Genomic DNA, 20672 nt, shown 5'->3' on the forward strand with positions numbered 1-20672 from the left:
CCCTGAAAAACCTCTATAAATAGAGGGGTTGGTATAAACAAAAATCTCACATTGCTGTGAGATTTTCTTTTTAAGTGGGTCCTGAGGGATTCGAACCCCCGACCCTCTGGGTGTAAACCAGATGCTCTGAACCAACTGAGCTAAGAACCCGAATTTTTTTTTAAAGGTTTCGTTTCCTTTCTGTGGGTCCTGAGGGATTCGAACCCCCGACCCTCTGGGTGTAAACCAGATGCTCTGAACCAACTGAGCTAAGAACCCTAAATTCCGAGAATGTCTCTCGTTTTTAGTGGTGCAAATATACAACTTATTTTTTACGCTCCAAATTTTTTTCTAAAAATTCTCCCACAACAAAATTACTTCCTCCTATAAAAATAAGTTCATTGTTTTTAACCGTTTGTTTTGCAGCAATATAACCTTCTTGTACGGATTCGAAAATTTTATACTTAATTCCGGATTCTATCAATAAATTTTCATACTCTTTCGGGGGTCGCCCTCTGTTGATTGCTGGTTTCACAAAGAAAAACTCGGAGTTTCTTGGTAAAATGGTCAGGACTTCATCTATTTTTTTGTCGTTTACAAAACCCAGAACTATTTTTTTATGACAGTCCATGCTGTTAAGTTGTTCAAAAACAAGCTCCAATCCGGCTTGGTTGTGTGCAGTGTCACAGATGATAAGCGGCTTTTCTGAAAACAGATACCAACGGCCGATAAAGCCTGTATTTTTTTGTACATTCTTTAATCCGTTTTCAATGTCTTTTTCGGAAATGGAATACTTGTTTTCAATCAACTCATCAACAATTCCTAAAACAACTTTTATGTTTTTTTGCTGATATTTACCTTTCAGGTCGGTTTCTAAACTGTTTGAAATTGCAGTAGCATCAACAAATTCGGATTGGCACTCTTTAGCTTTTTTCTTGATGACATTTCTAACTTCATCGCGATCGTCGCCACAAATTATTTTTATCCCAGGCTTGATGATTCCTGCTTTTTCCACAGCAATTTTTTCAAGGCTGTCGCCCAAGATGTCCTGATGATCCAGATCGACATTGGTAATTGCCGTCACCAAAGGTTGGATGATGTTGGTAGAATCCAATCGACCGCCCAATCCCACTTCGATAATGGCAAAATCTACCTTTTGTTGGTAGAAATATTCAAACGCCATGATGGTGGTAAATTCAAAAAAAGAGGGTTTTATTTCTGCTGGCAGATTCTTCAGTTTCTGTATGAATTCATAGACGAAATTTTTATCGCAGTTTTTACCGTTAATTTTAATTCTTTCTGTAAAATCGATTAAATGTGGCGAATTGTAGAGGCCAACTTTATAGCCGGCTTCTTGCAACACCGATGCGAGCATGTTGCTGGTTGAGCCTTTGCCATTGGTGCCGCCTACATGTATGGTTTTGAGTTTTTCTTGTGGATTACCGAAAAAATTGCACAATGCTCTAATGTTGTCAAGGCCCGGTTTGTAGGCCTTTTTACCATCAAGTTGATAATTGGGCATTTGTACAAACAGCCAATCCAAAGCTTCAGCGTATTCAGAATTTGTCATGATGCAAAAATATTTCTATTATTTTCAATTTTGTGTTGTTTGGACAAAAAAGTTTAAATTCGCTTATTATGTCATTGAATTTATTAGAAGAGTTTTTCCCGAAAGAAGGCGTTCCGTTTTTTAGAAAATGGATAGAGCACCATGCCATTCATTTTGTAGTTACTCGAGATCGAGCATCAAAATTGGGCGATTATAGAAAATTACCCAACGGTGGTCATAAAATTACGATAAATGCTACACTTTCACCGGACTTGTTTTTCTTCGTGCTCACCCACGAGTTGGCGCATCTTATTGCAAGAGAAACTTATGGAAGGGAGATACTGCCTCACGGCTCCGAATGGAAACATACCTACAGAAATCTTTTGTTGGAAAGCATTTCCGTATATCCAAAAGATTTACAACCTCTAATAGTTCAATTTTCAAAAGCGCCAAAAGCCAACTTTATGGCAAGTACCGATCTGGTTCGGTATTTTTTTAAAGACAAATTGGAAAAAAACGAAGTTTTTTTGTGTGATTTAGATATTGGGCACAGTTTTGTTTATAGAAAACAAGAATTTAAGATTTTTGGTAGAAACAAAAAAACTTATCTTTGTAAAAATCTTGTTAATGAAAGAGTGTATCACTTTCAGCCGTTAGCAAGTGTTCAGAAAATTTGATAAGAATGACGGATTCTAATAGATATTGCGTAATCATGGCAGGAGGTGTCGGAAGTAGATTTTGGCCCATGAGTACGAAGAAATTTCCAAAGCAATTTCAAGACATTTTGGGTGTGGGCAGAACCATGATCCAACAAACTTATGATCGTATTTCACAGATTGTGAGCAAGGAAAATATTTTTGTCATTACCAATTCCGAGTATATTGATCTTACTTGCGAACAATTGCCGGAAGTGCCAACAGATAACATTGTAGGCGAACCCATGGTGAAAAATACTTCGGCATGTAATCTTTACATGGTCAAAAAAATTAGCCAAAAAAATCCAAATGCCAAGATCGTGGTGCTCCCATCGGATCATTTGATTATGAAAGAGCAAGTTTTTTTGGACAAACTGAATATTGCCTTTGATTTGGTTGACAAAAACGACTATCTTGTTACTTTAGGGATCACACCTACCCGTCCGGATACCGGTTACGGATATATTCAATTTGTGGATAAGAAAAATGAAGAATATTTCAAGGTGAAAACCTTTACCGAAAAACCAAATTTGGAATTTGCCAAAACTTTTATTGAAAGTGGAGATTTTCTTTGGAATGCAGGGATCTTTATCTGGAGTGCAACCTCTATTCTTCAGTCGTTTGAAGAGTTTTTGCCCGAAATGATGCAAGAGTTTAACCATTGCGAATACAACAGCGATGGCGAGAAAAAATGCATAGAAACCATCTACCCCAAAGTAGAAAAAATCTCGATCGACAACGGGATTTTGGAAAAAGCAAAAAATGTTTTTGTAATACCGGCCGATTTGGGTTGGAGCGACTTGGGGACTTGGACTTCGGTGTTTGAAAATGCCAAGAAAGATAAGGAAAACAACACCATGAACTCCAAATACATACAAACCTATCATTCCAAAGGAAATATTGTTCGGATTAAAAATAAAAATAAAGCCGTAATTCTTGATGGGTTGAAAAATTATATTGTGGTCGATACGGATAAAGCACTTTTGATTTGTCCAAAAGACAACGACCAGATTATCAAAGATTATGTTAACGATCTTCGTACTTTGAAAAAAGGCGAAAAATTCATGTAATGTTTTTGAAATGAAGAAGTTAAGTCAGTTGTTTTTTATGCTTTCGTTTACGCTTTTTTTTAGTCAAGAAAAAAAGATGATCGATCACACCTACACGGTATTTAAGAATCTTCAACCCAATGAGAAGTTTGATTGTTGGGCAGTTTATTTTTTTGATGGTGACAATTTGCATCAATTAAAACAATACGGCGGGAAAAAGAAGAATGAAGTCTCGGATAAAGGGTTTCTACAATCGCCAATCGACCATTCCTACTATTACATCGTTACCGAAAAAGGAAATACCAAAAATGTAATTACCGATAACGAAGGTTTGAAAAAATTCATTGGGAAAATCGATAATGCCTACGAAGCTGCTGCCATGATGCTGCTAAAAGGTTATTTTATAGATGAAGAATACCAAAGTGTTGCAGGATCCTTTGTGGAGGGCAAAGAGAATTATCAATTAGAAATGGGCTTGGTTTCTTCTGAAAATTGCCCATTTGCCAAGAAAAGCTATACTCTTTTTGTGGACAAAACAACGGGCTTGCTGTTGGATCTCAAGGAAGGGACGGTCTATTTCGAAAAGTACCGAAAAGAATGCAAGAACAACCCGCATCAACAATACAAACTCAACATAAAAAAGCCTTAGCGATAAGGCTTTTTTTCATGATTTTATTTTAAAATTTGCTTGCTGTGGTTTTTGGTATTTACCTTTTCTATAACTTCGGTGCAGATGCCGTTTTCGTCAAATAAAAAAGTGGTTCTAACGATGCCCATAAACTCCCGACCCATAAATTTTTTAAGTTGCCAAACCCCGAAAAGAGTGCATATTTCTCGATTTTCATCGGCAATTAAATCGTAGGGGAAAGAAAATTTATCATGAAATTTTTTCTGATTTTTAATTGGATCTGCGGAGACTCCTAAGATTTCAAATCCTTTGTTTTTTAAAGATAAATAATTTTCGCTCAGATTGCAGGCTTCTGCAGTGCAACCGGGTGTGTTGGCTTTTGGGTAGAAAAAAATCACCAATTTTTTGCCTAAAAATTGCACAGATTTTATTTCAATTCCGTCTTGGTTCAGTCCAGAAAATTCGGGTAATGCATCGTTTACTTTCAACATAATTTTTTGATTTTATTCAAAGTTAGTCCTTTTTCTGTCGAATATAAAATGAGGATTAATAAAGATTGAATATTTTTGTAAAAAGTAGAAATTATGACCAAAAAAGAAAGAGCAAAAATTGTAATGGAAGAATTGGAAAAATGTTTTCCTGTAGTAGGCATACCGTTGGATCATACAAATCCCTATGAATTATTGGTAGCCGTTGCTCTATCTGCGCAAACCACCGATAAAAAGGTTAATGAAGTTACGCCTGAACTTTTTCGCATAGCCGGAACGCCCGAAAAAATGGCGGCTTTAGAAGTCTTTGAAATTAAAGAACTAATCAAAGAAATCGGCTTGTCCAATACCAAAGCCAAAAACCTAAAACTGATGGCCGAACAATTGGTAGAAAGGCACGGTTCCGAAGTTCCACAAAATTTTGAAGACTTAGAAAATCTTGCAGGTGTAGGCCATAAAACAGCGTCTGTTGTCATGAGCCAGGCCTTTGGTATTCCTGCTTTTCCTGTGGACACCCACATCCATCGACTGATGATACAGTGGAAACTGACTGCAGGTAAAAATGTTACTGAAACAGAAAAAGACGCCAAAAAATTGTTTCCAAAATCCTCTTGGAACAAGCTTCATATTCAAATAATACTTTATGGAAGAGAGTACTCTCCGGCTCGTGGAAAAGGAAAAGACTACATTACTCCGCTATTGTTTGGGAGCTAAATAATCTTTTTTATTCAAATGATAGATTTGAACAAAACAAATGATTAAATTCGGAATGATAACCGGCCAATACATTGCCGAAATCTGACCTTCTCCTTTCATGATGCCATAAGTAACAAAAAGTGAACAGCCAATAAAATTGATGATCCTAATTTTTTTTACATCCTTCATCATGAAACTTAGCACCACAAATAACGATGCCCCATACCCCATAAAATCTGAAATTTCTGTGCCCATAAATTGTTTTTTACCATAAATAATCTACTGTAAAATAAAATAATATATTTGAATTACAGAAAGATGCGTGTCAAAAATATGAAAAATTCACTCTGCCAAAAAGTCACCATTGTATTTTGGTAAAGAATTTGTAACTTTGAGAAAGTCGAGGAATTCCTCAACGATAAAATCAAGAGCAAAATTATGGATTATAAATTTTCTGAAGGTTTGGACCAAGTGTTCAAACAAAGTAAAAGCGAAGCAAAACGATTGAGAAGTGAGTTTCTTAATACGGAACATTTGCTGTTAGGAATCATCGAAACAGAAAATTCCGCAAAAGATATTTTGATTTCGTTACAAGCGGATCTTCCTCAGATTCGTCGAAAGATTGAAACCATGAATGCCACCAATCCCAATCCTTTTTCTGGAGCGGTTGCCAATATTTCTTTAACAAAAATGGCAGATCAAGCCGTAAAAAGAGCCGAATTGGAAAGAAGGCAATATCAAGGTGCCGAGATCAATACGGTGCATCTGTTGTTGGGCATTCTTTTTAAACAGGAAGATCCGGTTACCAATATTTTAGGTGCTTACGACATCGATTACGAAAAAGCCACTCAAGAATACAGAACCATGCTAAAAAACCTTGGACAAAGTCCTAAAATGAGCGCCTACGACGACGATGAAGAAAGGGATGAATACGGGCAAATGAGAAAACCTTTGGGCACCATTGCTGCAGGAAAAAGCAAGACCCCAACCTTAGATAATTTTGGTAGGGATCTAACTGCCTTGGCAAGAGATGGAAAATTGGATCCTGTAATTGGTAGAGAAAAAGAAATAGAACGCGTTTCTCAAATTCTTTCCAGAAGAAAGAAAAATAACCCGTTGCTTATCGGTGAACCGGGTGTAGGAAAATCGGCCATTGCTGAAGGTTTGGCTTTAAGAATCCAACAGAAAAAAGTGTCCCGTGTTTTGTACAACAAAAGGGTGATCACTTTGGATTTGGCCAGCCTTGTTGCCGGAACCAAATACCGTGGACAATTCGAGGAAAGAATGAAAGCCATCATGACCGAATTGGAGAAAAATAGAGATGTCATCTTGTTTATCGACGAGTTGCACACCATTGTTGGTGCGGGAAGTTCTACAGGAAGTTTGGATGCTTCCAACATGTTCAAACCGGCATTGGCAAGGGGAGAGGTGCAATGCATTGGAGCAACAACTTTGGACGAATACCGTCAATACATCGAGAAAGATGGCGCTTTGGAAAGACGATTCCAAAAAGTAATGGTAGAACCGACTTCCATTGCAGAAACCATCCTGATTCTAAACCAAATCAAAGACAAATACGAAGAGCATCACAATGTGATATACACACCAGAAGCGATTACGGCTTGTGTCAATCTAACCTCCAGATACATCACCGATCGTTTCCTTCCGGACAAAGCCATCGATGCTTTGGACGAAGCCGGATCCAGAGTGTACATCAAAAACATGAAAGTACCTTCCACCATCATCGAAAATGAGAAAAAAATCGAAGAGATTAAAGATCAAAAACACGATGCGGTAAAAAGACAAGATTATCTTGAGGCCAGAAAGTTGAAAGATGAAGAAGAAAGACTGCAAAGGGAACTTGCCGTAGCTCAAGAAGAATGGGACAAAGAAGTAAAAGAGAAAAAAGAAACCGTAACCGAGGAAAATGTAGCTGAAGTGGTTTCTATGATGAGTGGAGTGCCGGTAACCAAAGTGGGGAAAAACGAGTTGGACAAACTGGCTCAAATGGACAATAAACTGAACGGAAAAGTGATCGGTCAGGAAGACGCTGTGAAAAAAGTGGTGAAAGCCATTCAAAGAAATCGCGCCGGCTTGAAAGATCCCAACCATCCAATTGGTACATTTATTTTCCTAGGAACAACAGGGGTCGGAAAAACCGAATTGGCAAAAGTAATGGCAAAAGAACTGTTCGATTCCGACGATGCTTTGATCCGTATCGATATGTCCGAGTACATGGAAAAATTTGCCGTTTCCCGATTGGTTGGAGCGCCTCCAGGATATGTTGGTTATGAAGAAGGAGGGCAACTGACAGAAGCCGTAAGAAGAAAACCGTATTCTGTAGTTCTTTTGGATGAGATAGAAAAAGCACACCCGGATGTATTCAATATTTTATTGCAAATATTGGATGAAGGTCATGTAACGGACTCTTTGGGTAGAAAAATTGACTTTAGAAATACCATCATCATCCTTACCTCTAACATCGGAACCCGAGATTTAAAAGATTTTGGAGATGGGGTAGGCTTTGGCACAACAGCCAAAAAAACCACTTCGGATGCACGAGCCAGAAGTACCATAGAAAATGCTTTGAAAAAGGCTTTTGCACCGGAATTCCTCAACAGAATTGATGATATTATCATCTTCAACTCGTTGGTACAAGACGATATCAGAAAGATCATCGATTTAGAACTTTCCAAATTGTACAAACGATTAGAAGCTCTTGGGTACCAAGTAGAATTGACGGACGAAGCCAAAGATTTTATCGTAGAAAAAGGCTGGGACAAAGATTTTGGAGCACGACCTCTGAAGAGAGCCATTCAAAAATACATTGAAGATCTTTTGGCCGATTTGTTGGTCAACAAACAAATTGTTGAAGGAGAATCCTTGGTTTTGGAGCTGAATGAAGCTAAAGATGCTCTGCAAAAAAAAGAGAAAAAAAGCAAAAAAACAGAAGGATAGTTAAGATAATTTAGTCCGAAATTAATCACTATCTTTGCAACTTAAAATTGTTATACAGCAAATATTTAGTTTAATTTAATATACAAGTACACTATGTATCCACAAGAACTTGTTTTGCCTATGAAGGCAGAACTTACAGATAAAGGCTTCCAAGACCTTACAACAGCTGAAGCGGTAAATGAAGCTATGAAAAAATCAGGAACCACTTTGGTAATGATAAACTCCGTTTGCGGATGTGCAGCTGGTGCAGCTAGACCGGGAGTTGTGATGTCATTGACCGGCGAGAAAAAACCTGAAAATTTATTGACGGTTTTCGCGGGTTTTGATAACGACGCTGTTGCTGAAGCTAGAAAATTTATGGCACCATTCCCGCCAAGTTCTCCAAGTATTGCTCTTTTCAAAGACGGAGAATTGGTACACATGTTGGAAAGACACCACATCGAAGGGAATCCGGCAGAAGCGATTGCAGCCAATCTTTATGCTGCTTTCGAAGAGTATTGCTAAATCTCACACAACACGAATAAAACCGCAAAGAAATTGCGGTTTTTTTATTTTTACAATCATGGAAAACGACATCATAACCCACCTCAAAATCATTCAAAATCGCATCAATTTGGCATGCGAAAAAGCCAACAGACAACCTTCGGAAGTGCAATTGTTGCTGGCAACAAAAACCGTAAAACCAGATCGTATAAAACAGGCTGTTAATGCCGGTTATCAATTGATCGCTGAAAATAAAATTCAGGAGCTAAAAGAAAAATATGAGGCGTTACAAGAGACTCCTCATCAATCTCATTTTATTGGGCATTTGCAAACCAATAAAATCAAAGAAGTTATACGATACGGCGTAACTTGTATTCAGTCCGTGGATCGATTGGATTTGGCCGAAAAACTACAAGCACGATTGGAAATGGAAGACAAAAATGTGGACATCCTTATCCAAGTGAACACTTCCAATGAAGACAGCAAATTTGGTGCAGCTCCAGAAAATGTCTTAGATCTTACCCAAGCCATTGCCAAGCTGGATCGCATCCACATCAAAGGATTGATGACCATTGGGCTTTTTTCTGATGATGAATCTAAAGTAAGGCCGTGTTTTCAGTTGTTAAAAAAAATTCAACAAGAAATTAATGACGCCAATATCCCAAATGTAGAAATGAAAGAGCTTTCTATGGGAATGTCTGGGGATTTGGAAATCGCCATAGAAGAAGGAGCTACCATTGTTAGAGTGGGAACTGCAATTTTTGGAAAAAGAATTTATCCCGATTCTTATTATTGGAATGAAGGTCAAGGCTAATTTTTCATTTATGAGATTATGATTTTAAGTTTAAAACAAAGTGTGTCAGAGTTTTATATTGCTTTTTATGTTAAATTAAAAAAGTTTAAATTAGGGCACACGAAAGAACTATAATTATGAATTTTGAAGAAATGATGAGACCCGAGTCTCAAATGATGTCCTTAGGATATCAACCCCATTTGTCCGAGGGAGCAATTAAGTGCCCCATTTTCCAAACCTCTACTTTTGTTTTTAAAAATGCAGAAGAAGGAAAGGCTTTTTTCGAATTGGCTTATGGACTTAGAGAGTCCAATCCTAACGAAGAAATGGGATTGATCTATTCTCGATTAAACAATCCCAATTTGGAAATTTTAGAAAACCGCTTGTCTGTATGGGACAAGGCGGATGATTGTGCTACTTTTATTTCCGGAATGGCGGCCATTTCGACCGTACTTTTAGAGTTTCTAAAACCAGGAGACCTTTTGGTGTATAGCGAACCTTTGTACGGCGGGACCGAGCATTATATCACATCGTATTTACCATCAATAGGGGTCGAAGTCCTTCCTTTCCGACCGGGTGAAGAGCTTACTTCCTTGCATGAAAAAATTAAAAACACAGGAAAAGCCGATCGATTGGCCATGATCTACATAGAAACTCCTGCCAACCCAACCAATGTTTTAATCGACATTGCAGCGTGTAGAAAAGTGGCGGACGGTTTTGGAAACGAAAGAAAAGTAATCTTAGCGGTGGACAACACCTATATGGGGCCCATCTGGCAACACCCATTGCAGCACGGTGCCGACTTGTCTATTTATTCGGCAACCAAATATATCGGTGGACATTCCGACCTGATTGCAGGTGCCGTTTGTGCCAATATAGAACTGATCCAAAGGATCAAAGTACAAAGAACTTTCTTAGGAAATATGCTTTCGCCGTTTACCGCTTGGTTGATGCTGAGAAGCTTGGAAACTTTGAAAATAAGAATGGAAAAAGCAGCTGAAAATGCTGAAAAAGTCAATGCTTTTTTATCCAACCATCCCAAAGTGGAGAAAACCTATTATCTGGGAAATTTAAAAAATGGAGATGCTGAATTTGAGACCTATCAAAAGCAATATTCATCGGCTGGAGCCATGATTTCTTTTGATGTCATTGGTGGAGAAAAAGAAGCTTTCATTTTGTTGAACAATTTGAAAATGATAAAATTGGCAGTTAGTCTTGGTGGAACTGAATCTTTGATCGAGCATCCAAAAACCATGACACATTCCAGTTTGCCAAAAGACTTGGCCGATCATCTGCAAATTACCGACAAATTGGTAAGGCTTTCAGTAGGTATTGAGCATTACGAAGACATCATCGCCGATATTTCTCAGGCCTTGGATAAAATATAATTAAAAATAAAGCGGAGATTTCTAGATGAAGTCTCCGCTAATATTTTTATTGAATCGTTTTTACAAATCGAAAGAAGCACCAATGGTAAAGTTGAATTGGTTGTTCAGATTGTGGAACAATTTGTTCTTGTCGCTGTATTTGGCAAAAGGAAACTGTACTTCAGAGAATACGCCAAAACCTTTGTCAAAGAAATAACGAGCACCAATATGTCCTCCAAAATTTTTAAGTCCAAGATCCAAACCTGGGTACACATCAATATTAGAAGGCAATTTCAATACAGAACCTAAGTTGGCATTGAATCTTACTTTTGCATCAATTCGGTCTCCGAAATCAGGTTTTACACCGGCAATTTCATCAACACCAAGCAAGTAGCTCATTTGTGCTCCGATGGAGAAGCTTTCTCCCAAACCATAATCCACACCGGCCAAAACTCCAGTTCCACCTTTTTGGAAATTAGCGGCCAATTGTCCTTTTACATCTCCTTTGCCTTTGTACGCTACGGTCTGTGCATTGGATAATCCAAATATTGCCAATGCAGCTACAAAAAATACTTTTTTCATAATTTATATTAAAAATTTTACGGCACAAAGATACATATTTGAATGATGAAATAAAAAAGGTTAAAATGAAGTATCAACTTATTGCTTAATTTTGCAAAATGAAGTTCCAACTGCAATCCGAATTTTCTCCAACCGGAGATCAACCTCAAGCCATAGAAAAGTTAACTCAAGGTATTGAGCAAGGCGAAAAATTCCAAACTTTATTGGGAGTAACCGGTTCTGGAAAAACCTTTACCATAGCTAATGTCGTACAGAATATACAGAGACCAACTATTGTTTTGGCGCACAATAAAACTTTGGCGGCACAGTTGTTCATGGAGTTCAAAGAATTTTTTCCCAACAATGCTGTGGAATATTTTGTATCCTACTACGACTATTATCAACCAGAAGCGTATATAGCCAGTACGGGAACTTATATTGAAAAAGACCTGAGCATCAATGAAGAGGTGGAAAAACTAAGACTTTCGGCCACAGCGAGTTTGCTTTCCGGAAGGAGAGATGTTTTGATTGTGGCATCTGTTTCTTGCATTTACGGTATCGGAAATCCTACGGAGTTCCATAAGTCGTTGATCTCTATTGAAAAAGGAGAGAGCATGACCAGAACTCAGTTTCTTCATGCTTTGGTCAATGCGCTTTATGCCAGGACTTTGAATGAATTTCAAAGAGGGACTTTTCGTGTAAAAGGAGATGTGATCGATGTTTTCCCTGCCTATGCCGATAACGCTATTCGTGTGCAATTTTTTGGAAATGAAATTGAAAAAATTCAAACTTTTGATCCGGTTAATGGTAGTGTAGAAGAGAATTTTGAACAAATTCAAATCTATCCGGCCAATTTATTTGTGACCACCAAAGAAACCATGAACCATGCCATCAGAGACATACAAGATGATCTGGTAAAACAGGTTGATTTTTTTGCCAATACCGAAAGGCCTTTAGAAGCTAAACGATTGCAAGAAAGAACGGAGCTGGATCTGGAAATGATTAAGGAATTGGGGTATTGCAGTGGTATAGAAAATTATTCGAGATACATGGATGGGAGAGAGCCCGGAACGCGACCGTTCTGCCTGTTGGATTATTTTCCGAAAGATTACCTTATGGTGATCGACGAAAGTCATGTGACCATACCGCAAGTTCATGCCATGTACGGAGGCGACAGAAGCCGAAAGGAATCTTTGGTAGAATTTGGCTTTAGATTGCCGGCTGCGATGGACAATAGACCCTTGAAATTTCAAGAATTTGAAGCCATACAAAATCAAGTCATCTATGTTTCTGCAACACCGGCAGATTATGAACTTCAAATGACCGAAGGCGAATATATTGAGCAGATTATCCGTCCTACAGGACTTCTAGATCCCATTATCGAAGTAAGGCCAAGCGTGAACCAAATTGATGATTTGATAGAAGAAATCCAGAAAAGAGCAGAAGTGGATGAAAGGGTTTTGGTGACCACTCTCACCAAAAAAATGGCTGAAGAACTGACCAAATATTTCACGAAATTCGGAATTCGTTGCCGGTACATTCATTCTGATGTTGAAACTTTGGAAAGAATACAGATCATGCAGGATCTTCGTTTGGGCTTGTTCGATGTTTTGATAGGGGTCAATCTCCTTCGTGAAGGACTTGATTTGCCAGAAGTATCATTGGTTGCTATTTTGGATGCCGACAAAGAAGGGATGCTGAGATCCAGACGATCGATGATACAAACGGTTGGTAGGGCTGCGAGAAACATCAACGGTAAAGCAATTATGTATGCGGATAAGATGACCAAAAGCATGCAGGCTACTTTGGACGAAACCAGCTACAGAAGGGAAAAGCAGATGAGGTACAACGAAATAAATGGATTGAAACCCATGCCGCTCAATAAGAAAATTTCTGAAAATCTGGTGGGCCGATCCAAAGATTTCCCGGATACCCGATATACCCAAAAAGAAATCATACAAAAAGTTGCCGAGGTCAAAGAAAGCTATGACCAAGAAGGTTTGGCTGAACTTATTAATCAAAAACAAAAAGAAATGGAAACGGCTGCAAAAAATTTAGACTTCATTACAGCTGCCAAACTAAGGGACGAAATAGCAGCGTTGAAATCGTAAAAACGAACAAATACAGAAAATGATATCTATTGCATCCTTTCGTACTAAAAAAAGAAAAACCGCAAAGTCCTGATAGACAATGCAGTTTGAAATAAATCTAATAAAAAGTAAAAATGAAAGGCGACAAAGGTATATTTTATTTTGTTATCATCCAAAAGAAAAGATTGTTTTTTTACATTGTAGCATTCTTTAGCGAAAGAGTAGGGATCAATTTTTGGTGTTAAAATGATTTTTAGCGAATAACTTTCACGGAACTTGTTATTGTTCATTATAAAGTTTTTCCTATTTTAGCTTTATGTTTATAAAAGACTATATCTCCAAGGATTACCCCATTTTTAGTTTCAACGATACCATTGAAGAAGCCTATGAGACCGCAAAAGATTTCGGTTATACCCATGTTTTTGTAAAGAAAAAAGGAACTTATTTCGGTGCACTTTCCGTATCTTTTTTAGAAGATGCGGCAGAAGGAAATTTAGGAAGTCTTGAAATGCATTTTGAAAAATTTGCCATTTTAGCCGACGGAAATTTGTTGGATACGGTCAAGTTGTTTCATATTTTCAATTCGAATGTAGTTCCTGTCATCGGATCAACAGAAAAATATTTGGGCTATATTTCCAGTGACGATGTTTTTAGTGAGTTTTCAAAATTTCCATTGTTTTCAGAAAACGGTGCGGTGCTCACCATACAAACGGCAACAAAAAACTATTCGTTCACAGAAATTTCCAATATTGTAGAGTCCAACAATGCCAAGATTTACGGATGTTACATCAGCCAGATTAATGAAGATAATTTTTGGATTACCCTGAAATTATCCAGTGAAAATCTGAGTTCCATAGATGAAACTTTCGAGAGATACGGTTATTTGGTGGTTCACAAACATTATGACGACTCTAGGGACGCATTGATGAAAGACCGATTTGGATTTTTTCAGAAATATTTAGAATTCTAACTCATGAAGGCAGCGATTTATACTCAGAAAACCGATTTGGATACTTTTTTGTATCTCAGCAAATTTATATCAGAACTCGATAAAAGAGGAGTTGAAGTGACTCTGCATAAAGATATGGCCGAAGCCATGCAGTTTTCTAAAGATTTTGATACTTTCGATTCTAAAAAAGAACTTCAAGAAAAAGAAGTCAATTTGTTTTTTACATTTGGCGGCGATGGGACCATCGTAAGTTCTCTACTTTTTATAGAAAATTTGGAAATTCCCATCGTTGGAGTCAACACCGGAAGACTGGGTTTTCTTTCCAGTTTTACCAAAGCCGAGGTGTTCAACCGTCTGGACGACATTATTGAAGGGAACATCGCTATCAGCAAACGATCGGTAATCGAGGTCGTTTCGCCAAAAAAAGAAGGCGTTTTTCCGTATGCTTTGAACGATGTTACCATTTCCAGAACCGAGACGACTTCCATGATCACCATAGATTCTTATGTGGATGGCGAGTTTCTCAATGTTTTCTGGGGTGATGGATTGATTGTTTCTACACCAACGGGATCTACAGCATATTCACTCAGTTGCGGCGGCCCCATCATTTCGCCCAATAACAATAATTTGGCATTAACACCCATTGCTCCTCACAACCTGAATGTTCGACCGTTAATCGTAAATGACGATGTCGAAATAAAATTAAACATCGAAAGTCGCGCTGCCCAGTTTTCACTTTCTTTGGACTCCAGACTTATCCATTTTAATGTGGATGAAGAAGTTATACTTAGAAAAGCAAAGTTTCAGATCTTATTGTTGCATCCAAAAGATTTGAGTTTTTATGAAACCATCAGGCAAAAACTACTCTGGGGAAAAGACAAAAGAAATTAAAGTTAATTGTTGTAAATCAGAGATTAACAGAATCCATAGAGACCTGTTTTTTTTTCAGTATTAATTTGTATTTTTACGCGGTAAAAAAATCCCATAAAAAAACTAAAAAATTATGAGCAAAATGTTTCCGGCAGGAGTTGCCACAGGACAAACGGTTACGGATATTTTCCAATATGCAAAAGAAAATAAATTTGCACTTCCGGCAGTTAATGTGATCGGATCCAGCAATGTGAACGCAACCATGGAAGCTGCGGCAAAGTTAAATGCACCTGTTATCATCCAGTTCTCCAACGGCGGAGCAGCTTATAACGCTGGGAAATCGTTGAGTACAGAAGGTCAAAAATCGGCCATTTTGGGTGGGATTGCCGGTGCAAAACACATCCATACCTTGGCTGAAGCTTACGGAGCAACGGTAATTTTGCATACCGATCATGCTGCAAAAAAACTATTGCCTTGGATTGATGGTTTGTTGGATGCCAGCGAAGAATTTTACAAGCAAACCGGAAAATCGCTCTACTCTTCTCATATGTTGGATCTTTCTGAAGAGTCTTTGGAAGAAAACCTAGACATTTCTTGCAAATATTTTGAAAGAATGGCAAAAATGGGAATGACTTTGGAAATCGAATTGGGAATTACAGGTGGTGAAGAAGACGGCGTGGACAATACCGATGTCGACTCTTCAAAACTGTACACACAACCCGATGAAGTAGCGTATGCTTATGAAAGATTGAAAGCCATTTCTCCGAATTTTACCATTGCAGCCGCCTTCGGAAATGTACACGGAGTGTATAAGCCAGGAAATGTAAAATTAACTCCGAAAATTTTAGACAACTCACAGAAATTTGTTCAGGAAAAATTCGGAACCGGCGAAAAACCGGTGAATTTTGTATTCCACGGAGGATCGGGATCTACTTTGGCAGAAATTAGAGAAGCTATCGATTACGGTGTGATAAAAATGAACATCGATACCGATTTGCAATTCGCATACAACGAGGGAGTTAGAGATTATATCGTGAATCACATCGATTATTTGAAAACCCAAATAGGCAATCCAGAAGGAGAAGAAAAACCGAATAAAAAATACTACGACCCAAGAGCTTTCCTTAGAAAAGGAGAAGAAACTTTCGTAAAAAGGCTAATCACAGCTTTTGAAGACCTAAACAATGTTGATACATTGAGATAATAAAAAATCAAAGTTCCTTAGTCGATAAGGAACTTTTTAACCTTATACCCTAAAAGAATAGACTATGGCATTCGATTGGTTTAAAAGAAAAACGCAAAATATTACAACCTCTACAGAGGACAAAAAAGATGTTCCTAAAGGATTGTGGCACCAAACGCCTTCCGGAAAAGTGGTGGAACACGAAGAGCTAAAGAAAAATAATTTCGTATCTCCTGAAGACGGCTTCCATGTGAGAATTGGAAGTAACGAATTTTTCGACATCTTGTTCGATGCCAATTTCAAAGAATTGGACAAAGATGTGGAGAGTGTGGACATGCTGAACTTTAAAGATACCAAGGCCTACACCGATAGATTAAAAGAAGTTACCGCAAAAACCAAGTTGAAAGATTCCATCAGAAATGCGGTGGGTAAAGTAAACGGTACTGAAATGGTCATTTCTTGTATGGATTTTGCTTTTATTGGAGGATCTTTGGGTTCTGTTATGGGCGAAAAAATCCGTAGAGCAATTGATTATTGCATGGAAAACAAACTTCCTTACATGATCATTTGTCAGTCCGGTGGTGCTAGAATGCAAGAGGCCACTTATTCCCTAATGCAATTGGCAAAAGTTCAGAGTAAATTGGCTCAGCTGTCAGAAGCAGGACTGCCGTACATTGCTTATCTATGCGACCCTACTTTTGGAGGTATTACAGCATCTTTCGCCATGACTGCCGATGTAATTATGGCGGAACCAGGAGCTTTAATCGGATTTGCTGGACCAAGAGTGATCCGTGAAACGATAGGGAAAGATTTGCCTGAAGGTTTTCAAACTTCTGAATTTTTACAAGATAAAGGATTTGTCGATTTCATTGTAAAAAGAACAGATGCGAAGGAGGTTATTTCCAAAACATTATGCTTGTTAATGAACAAATAGACATTCTCATTAAAAAAAAACATTTATGAAATTAAAAAAAAACATTATCGGTACTTTTACCGTATTAATGATGTCTTTTTCTGTAGTATCTTGTGTTGGTGTAAATGCAAATACAATTACCGTGGAGTCAGGTGAAATCCCACCGGATATGGCTACCGATGCATCTACTCTTATTGCGGTGATAAAAGATAGATCGAGTTATGATAAATATGTAAAATCTGCTTTTGAAAATTATTCAGGAAAATACATTCTTGCCACAGAACAAGAGGTTAAAACTAAATATAGTGATGTTAATGTGTATCGTTATGTTATGGATTATGAACGAGAGTCCGGTTCGGTAAGCGAAATAGGGACTGGAAAATCATATAGTGTACCTGGGAAAAGATTTTTTATTATTGATAGAAAGACCGATAAAATATATAAAAGAAAATCATGGTCTAGCTTTTATGGTAAAGAATTAAAAGCGTATGTATCAGCAATTAATAAGCTTTAAAACAAAGTAATCGTAATAGAAACGAAGAGGTTAATTTTTAGCCTCTTCGTTTTTTTTATAACATTTCTCTTTTATGTAGATTGAATGAATTGAAGTAAACAACCCATTGTCCTAATCCCAATCTGCAGCTACAAATTTCATGGTGTTGCCTTTTTCGTCAGACAATGTCAGAAAGTGTCCTTCTATTTTATAACGGGACATCGTCTGTAGTGACGCGATAAATTTTCTTTCCAAGTCCATATTTCCTTCACAAAACTGCATGGTAACGCCAGTTACTTCTAATTTTATTTTGGAATTGCCCTTCACCTCACCACTCACCATCATTTGGTTGCACCCCATGTAGGCAGAAAACTGAGGGTTTTCAGGATCTGATTGGGACAAGTTTAGTTCTGCCTTATTTTTCATCAAAAAATCTTTTGAATAGTCCTGAAAAGAAACAAGCATCCATTGCCTTTGGTAACGGGACTTTGTATTTTTTTTAACCTGACAAGACCATGCCAAAAAAAGGGACAATGCCAGTAAAAAGGTGGTTTTTTTGAAATTCATGTCTAAAATTTGAAGCTAAATAACCAATTTTATGCCGTTTTAACTATTTTTTGTAGTATAAATTAGTAAATTAGCCGAAAAATTTATTTTTTATAAAATGAAAAGAATATTTCTAGCACTCACTTTCTTGTTGAGTTTCCTGCAAATGCGTGCAGATGAAGGGATGTGGCTTATGATGCTCATCAAAAGACTGAACGGAGTAGATATGCAAAAAGAAGGTTTGCACCTCACTCCTGAAGAAATTTACTCGGTTAACCAATCCAGTATGAAAGATGCCATCGTAAGTTTTGGAGGCTTCTGTACCGGTGAGATCGTTTCCGAAAAAGGGATGATATTTACCAACCACCACTGTGGTTACGGAGCAATTGCCGCAGCTTCTACTCCAGAAAAAAACCACTTGAAAAACGGATTCTGGGCACAAAGACAAAACGACGAAATCCACGCGAAAGATCTTTATGTTCGTTTCTTGGTAAGAATGGATGATGCAACACAAAGAATCAATTCTAAACTAAACAATAAAATGTCTGCCGATGAGAGAAAAAACATCATCGAAGCAGAATTTAAAGCCATCGAAAAAGAAAACTCCGAAAACGGAAAATATACGGTAGTTACCAAGTCGTTCTTTAACGGAAATGAATTCTATTATTTCGTATATCAAGATTATAAAGATGTTCGTTTGATAGGGACTCCGCCTGCTTCTTTAGGTAAATACGGAGGCGATACAGACAACTGGGAATGGCCTAGACATACAGCCGACTTCTCTGTTTTCCGTGTTTACGCTGACGAAAAAGGAAACCCAGCAGAATACTCTCCTAAGAATGTTCCGTTGAAACCTAAACATTTCCTACCAATTTCTTTGAAAGGTGTTAAAAAAGGAGATTTTGCCATGATCGCAGGATATCCTGGGACTACCAACAGATATCTTACTTCTTTCGGAATTCAGCAAATGGTAACCAAAGACTATCCGGCTTGGGTAGAGGCTTCTAAAGTTGCCATGGATGTAATGAAAAAATACATGGACAAAGATGTTGCTACAAAACTGAATTATGCATCTCAATATGCATCGGTGGCTAACTATTGGAAAAACAGACAAGGTACCATTGATGCTGTTAACAAAAACGGTACAATTGGTGACAAGCAAGCATTGGAACAAAAATACATTTCTTGGTCTTTGCAACCGGGCAACCAAGAGTACGAAGATATTTTGGACAACATCAACATGTACTACAAGCAAGCTTCTAACAGAAATGTAGAGAAAATGTACATGGGGCAATTGCTTAGAAATGCAAAATACATTCAAGTTTCTGCGCAATTAAGTTCATTGTTCAAAACTTATGCAGAACAAGATATGCAAGGTAGAATTGCCATGAAACCTAAAGTTATGGAAGCGGTAATGAAGGTGTACGACAAATTCAATGTAGAATTGGAAGGCGAAATGCTAAACTCTATGGCCAATTTGTATAAAACAAAAGTTGATAAAGAAGTAGCAGCAATACACTTGACCAATATCGATGTGAAGTCCCTTTCTTTGGTTGCTCAATCTTCAATTTTTGCAAGCAAAATGTCTGCTGTTAACTTTGTAAACAACCCGGATAAACTGAAATTGGATGCAGACAACTTGAGAAAATTTGCTCTTGGTGTATTGGACGACAACAGATTGCAAGGTGAAAAATTCAAATTGATCGATGAGGCATTTGCTAAAAACACAAGAATTTTCATCAACGGATTGATGAAATCCATGCCGGAGAAAAAATTCTATCCGGATGCCAACTCTACCATGAGATTAACCTACGGTACGGTAGAAGACTTACCAATGAGATCGGATAGAGAGTATTACGGTGTTACCGATAACTACTATACCGATATGGCAGGTATGATTGCTAAGTACAAAAAAGACGATGAAGAGTTCGATTTGCCACAAAGAGTTATCGACCTTTACAATGCTAAAGATTTTGGTCAATATGCAGATGCTGCTGGTCACATGCCTATCAACTTCCTGTCCAACAACGACATTACAGGAGGTAACTCCGGATCGCCTATTATCGATGCGGACGGTAACTTAATCGGATTGGCTTTTGACGGAAACAGCGAAGCACTAAGTGGAGATATCGTTTTTGAAAAAGAATGGCAAAGAACCATCAACTTGGATGTAAGATATGCACTATGGATTATGGACAAATTTGCTGGAGCGAATAAACTAATCAAAGAAATGAAATTGGTTAGAGACGAAAACACTCCAAAAAATACAAAAACGGTAATGCCAACCGACAAAAAGAAAAAGAAATAATTTTTTCTGTTGTATACAATTTAGCCACCTGTTTAGGTGGCTTTTTTGTTGATGAATGATTTGATGAATGATTG

At 37.7% G+C, this 20672-nt stretch carries 20 protein-coding genes and 2 tRNA genes; 15 read left to right on the forward strand and 7 right to left on the reverse strand.

Annotated elements, in window-relative coordinates; genetic code table 11:
• Positions 1-75: 75 nt before the first annotated feature.
• From EIY84_RS07845 to EIY84_RS07855, 3 genes are all read right to left on the reverse strand, one after another.
• Positions 76-150 (reverse strand) — tRNA-Val (locus EIY84_RS07845).
• 33 nt (positions 151-183) lie between these two features.
• Positions 184-258: transfer RNA gene (locus EIY84_RS07850), tRNA-Val, on the reverse strand.
• 46 nt (positions 259-304) lie between these two features.
• Entirely contained in the window at positions 305-1549 is a 1245-nt protein-coding gene (locus tag EIY84_RS07855) for a bifunctional folylpolyglutamate synthase/dihydrofolate synthase (protein ID WP_124641941.1), read from the reverse strand.
• A 68-nt stretch (positions 1550-1617) separates the two neighbouring features.
• On the opposite strand from EIY84_RS07855, the gene EIY84_RS07860 reads away from it, so the two are divergent.
• The 3 genes from EIY84_RS07860 to EIY84_RS07870 are packed head-to-tail and all read left to right on the forward strand — an operon-like array spanning position 1618 to position 3921.
• Entirely contained in the window at positions 1618-2205 is a 588-nt protein-coding gene (locus tag EIY84_RS07860) for a transcription elongation protein SprT (protein ID WP_124641943.1), read from the forward strand.
• 5 nt (positions 2206-2210) lie between these two features.
• Positions 2211-3293: a mannose-1-phosphate guanylyltransferase gene (locus EIY84_RS07865; RefSeq protein ID WP_241154756.1), complete on the forward strand. Its 1083-nt coding sequence runs from the start codon at positions 2211-2213 to the stop codon at positions 3291-3293.
• Positions 3294-3303: 10 nt separating this feature from the next.
• On the forward strand, positions 3304-3921 hold the full coding sequence (locus EIY84_RS07870; protein ID WP_124641944.1) for a hypothetical protein: 618 nt from the start codon (positions 3304-3306) through the stop codon (positions 3919-3921).
• A 23-nt stretch (positions 3922-3944) separates the two neighbouring features.
• Here EIY84_RS07870 and bcp read toward each other — a convergent pair whose 3' ends face one another.
• Positions 3945-4391: a thioredoxin-dependent thiol peroxidase gene (bcp, locus tag EIY84_RS07875; RefSeq protein ID WP_124641946.1), complete on the reverse strand. Its 447-nt coding sequence runs from the start codon at positions 4389-4391 to the stop codon at positions 3945-3947.
• A 93-nt stretch (positions 4392-4484) separates the two neighbouring features.
• On the opposite strand from bcp, the gene EIY84_RS07880 reads away from it, so the two are divergent.
• Positions 4485-5102 (forward strand): endonuclease III domain-containing protein, encoded by a 618-nt coding sequence (locus EIY84_RS07880; RefSeq protein WP_124641948.1) that lies wholly within the window; start codon positions 4485-4487, stop codon positions 5100-5102.
• On the opposite strand, the gene EIY84_RS07885 is transcribed toward EIY84_RS07880, so the two are convergent.
• Complete coding sequence (locus EIY84_RS07885) at positions 5085-5339, reverse strand: uroporphyrinogen decarboxylase (protein WP_124641950.1); 255 nt, start codon at positions 5337-5339, stop codon at positions 5085-5087. The genes EIY84_RS07880 and EIY84_RS07885 overlap by 18 nt on opposite strands.
• Positions 5340-5522: 183 nt before the next feature.
• Between EIY84_RS07885 and EIY84_RS07890 the strand changes: the two genes are divergently transcribed.
• The 4 genes from EIY84_RS07890 to EIY84_RS07905 all read left to right on the forward strand — a co-directional run bounded on the left by EIY84_RS07890 (position 5523) and on the right by EIY84_RS07905 (position 10706).
• The gene (locus EIY84_RS07890; RefSeq protein WP_124641952.1) at positions 5523-8042 is read left to right on the forward strand and encodes an ATP-dependent Clp protease ATP-binding subunit; all 2520 of its coding nucleotides are present in this window, start codon (positions 5523-5525) and stop codon (positions 8040-8042) included.
• Between the two features lie 93 nt (positions 8043-8135).
• Positions 8136-8546, forward strand: a complete 411-nt coding sequence (locus EIY84_RS07895; protein WP_124641954.1) for a BrxA/BrxB family bacilliredoxin — start codon at positions 8136-8138, stop codon at positions 8544-8546.
• A 58-nt stretch (positions 8547-8604) separates the two neighbouring features.
• Positions 8605-9339 (forward strand): YggS family pyridoxal phosphate-dependent enzyme, encoded by a 735-nt coding sequence (locus tag EIY84_RS07900; RefSeq protein WP_124641956.1) that lies wholly within the window; start codon positions 8605-8607, stop codon positions 9337-9339.
• A 116-nt stretch (positions 9340-9455) separates the two neighbouring features.
• On the forward strand, positions 9456-10706 hold the full coding sequence (locus tag EIY84_RS07905; protein ID WP_241154757.1) for a cystathionine gamma-synthase family protein: 1251 nt from the start codon (positions 9456-9458) through the stop codon (positions 10704-10706).
• A gap of 60 nt (positions 10707-10766) precedes the next feature.
• Here the strand turns inward: EIY84_RS07905 and EIY84_RS07910 are convergent, their stop codons facing one another.
• Positions 10767-11267 (reverse strand): DUF6646 family protein, encoded by a 501-nt coding sequence (locus tag EIY84_RS07910; RefSeq protein WP_124641958.1) that lies wholly within the window; start codon positions 11265-11267, stop codon positions 10767-10769.
• A 98-nt stretch (positions 11268-11365) separates the two neighbouring features.
• On the opposite strand from EIY84_RS07910, the gene uvrB reads away from it, so the two are divergent.
• From uvrB to EIY84_RS07940, 6 genes are all read left to right on the forward strand, one after another.
• Complete coding sequence (gene uvrB, locus EIY84_RS07915; RefSeq protein ID WP_124641960.1) at positions 11366-13357, forward strand: excinuclease ABC subunit UvrB; 1992 nt, start codon at positions 11366-11368, stop codon at positions 13355-13357.
• A gap of 295 nt (positions 13358-13652) precedes the next feature.
• Complete coding sequence (locus tag EIY84_RS07920) at positions 13653-14306, forward strand: CBS domain-containing protein (RefSeq protein ID WP_124641962.1); 654 nt, start codon at positions 13653-13655, stop codon at positions 14304-14306.
• A 3-nt stretch (positions 14307-14309) separates the two neighbouring features.
• Positions 14310-15176, forward strand: coding sequence for an NAD kinase (locus EIY84_RS07925; RefSeq protein WP_124641964.1), 867 nt, complete (start codon positions 14310-14312; stop codon positions 15174-15176).
• Between the two features lie 112 nt (positions 15177-15288).
• Positions 15289-16359, forward strand: a complete 1071-nt coding sequence (gene fbaA, locus EIY84_RS07930) for a class II fructose-bisphosphate aldolase (protein ID WP_124641966.1) — start codon at positions 15289-15291, stop codon at positions 16357-16359.
• A 64-nt stretch (positions 16360-16423) separates the two neighbouring features.
• Entirely contained in the window at positions 16424-17272 is an 849-nt protein-coding gene (gene accD, locus EIY84_RS07935; protein ID WP_124641968.1) for an acetyl-CoA carboxylase, carboxyltransferase subunit beta, read from the forward strand.
• 25 nt (positions 17273-17297) lie between these two features.
• A complete protein-coding gene (locus EIY84_RS07940; protein WP_124641970.1) occupies positions 17298-17765 on the forward strand; it encodes a hypothetical protein in 468 nt (155 codons plus the stop codon).
• 111 nt (positions 17766-17876) lie between these two features.
• On the opposite strand, the gene EIY84_RS07945 is transcribed toward EIY84_RS07940, so the two are convergent.
• Positions 17877-18311: an META domain-containing protein gene (locus EIY84_RS07945; RefSeq protein WP_241154758.1), complete on the reverse strand. Its 435-nt coding sequence runs from the start codon at positions 18309-18311 to the stop codon at positions 17877-17879.
• Between the two features lie 97 nt (positions 18312-18408).
• Here EIY84_RS07945 and EIY84_RS07950 point away from each other — a divergent pair, with 97 nt between their 5' ends.
• Positions 18409-20598 carry a S46 family peptidase gene (locus EIY84_RS07950; protein ID WP_124641972.1) on the forward strand — a complete coding sequence of 730 codons (2190 nt, stop codon included), beginning with the start codon at positions 18409-18411 and terminating at the stop codon, positions 20596-20598.
• Positions 20599-20672 lie beyond the last annotated feature (74 nt).

Source organism: Amniculibacterium aquaticum (assembly GCF_003852705.1).
Lineage (GTDB): Bacteria > Bacteroidota > Bacteroidia > Flavobacteriales > Weeksellaceae > Amniculibacterium > Amniculibacterium aquaticum.

What these genes read in the sequence shown, in the direction of transcription:
- EIY84_RS07855 (WP_124641941.1), bottom strand. Translation starts at nt 1,549, where the DNA reads ATGACAAATTCTGAATACGCTGAAGCTTTGGATTGGCTGTTTGTACAA.
- EIY84_RS07860 (WP_124641943.1), top strand. Translation starts at nt 1,618, where the DNA reads ATGTCATTGAATTTATTAGAAGAGTTTTTCCCGAAAGAAGGCGTTCCG.
- EIY84_RS07865 (WP_241154756.1), top strand. Translation starts at nt 2,211, where the DNA reads ATGACGGATTCTAATAGATATTGCGTAATCATGGCAGGAGGTGTCGGA.
- EIY84_RS07870 (WP_124641944.1), top strand. Translation starts at nt 3,304, where the DNA reads ATGAAGAAGTTAAGTCAGTTGTTTTTTATGCTTTCGTTTACGCTTTTT.
- bcp (WP_124641946.1), bottom strand. Translation starts at nt 4,391, where the DNA reads ATGTTGAAAGTAAACGATGCATTACCCGAATTTTCTGGACTGAACCAA.
- EIY84_RS07880 (WP_124641948.1), top strand. Translation starts at nt 4,485, where the DNA reads ATGACCAAAAAAGAAAGAGCAAAAATTGTAATGGAAGAATTGGAAAAA.
- EIY84_RS07885 (WP_124641950.1), bottom strand. Translation starts at nt 5,339, where the DNA reads ATGGGCACAGAAATTTCAGATTTTATGGGGTATGGGGCATCGTTATTT.
- EIY84_RS07890 (WP_124641952.1), top strand. Translation starts at nt 5,523, where the DNA reads ATGGATTATAAATTTTCTGAAGGTTTGGACCAAGTGTTCAAACAAAGT.
- EIY84_RS07895 (WP_124641954.1), top strand. Translation starts at nt 8,136, where the DNA reads ATGTATCCACAAGAACTTGTTTTGCCTATGAAGGCAGAACTTACAGAT.
- EIY84_RS07900 (WP_124641956.1), top strand. Translation starts at nt 8,605, where the DNA reads ATGGAAAACGACATCATAACCCACCTCAAAATCATTCAAAATCGCATC.
- EIY84_RS07905 (WP_241154757.1), top strand. Translation starts at nt 9,456, where the DNA reads ATGAATTTTGAAGAAATGATGAGACCCGAGTCTCAAATGATGTCCTTA.
- EIY84_RS07910 (WP_124641958.1), bottom strand. Translation starts at nt 11,267, where the DNA reads ATGAAAAAAGTATTTTTTGTAGCTGCATTGGCAATATTTGGATTATCC.
- uvrB (WP_124641960.1), top strand. Translation starts at nt 11,366, where the DNA reads ATGAAGTTCCAACTGCAATCCGAATTTTCTCCAACCGGAGATCAACCT.
- EIY84_RS07920 (WP_124641962.1), top strand. Translation starts at nt 13,653, where the DNA reads ATGTTTATAAAAGACTATATCTCCAAGGATTACCCCATTTTTAGTTTC.
- EIY84_RS07925 (WP_124641964.1), top strand. Translation starts at nt 14,310, where the DNA reads ATGAAGGCAGCGATTTATACTCAGAAAACCGATTTGGATACTTTTTTG.
- fbaA (WP_124641966.1), top strand. Translation starts at nt 15,289, where the DNA reads ATGAGCAAAATGTTTCCGGCAGGAGTTGCCACAGGACAAACGGTTACG.
- accD (WP_124641968.1), top strand. Translation starts at nt 16,424, where the DNA reads ATGGCATTCGATTGGTTTAAAAGAAAAACGCAAAATATTACAACCTCT.
- EIY84_RS07940 (WP_124641970.1), top strand. Translation starts at nt 17,298, where the DNA reads ATGAAATTAAAAAAAAACATTATCGGTACTTTTACCGTATTAATGATG.
- EIY84_RS07945 (WP_241154758.1), bottom strand. Translation starts at nt 18,311, where the DNA reads ATGAATTTCAAAAAAACCACCTTTTTACTGGCATTGTCCCTTTTTTTG.
- EIY84_RS07950 (WP_124641972.1), top strand. Translation starts at nt 18,409, where the DNA reads ATGAAAAGAATATTTCTAGCACTCACTTTCTTGTTGAGTTTCCTGCAA.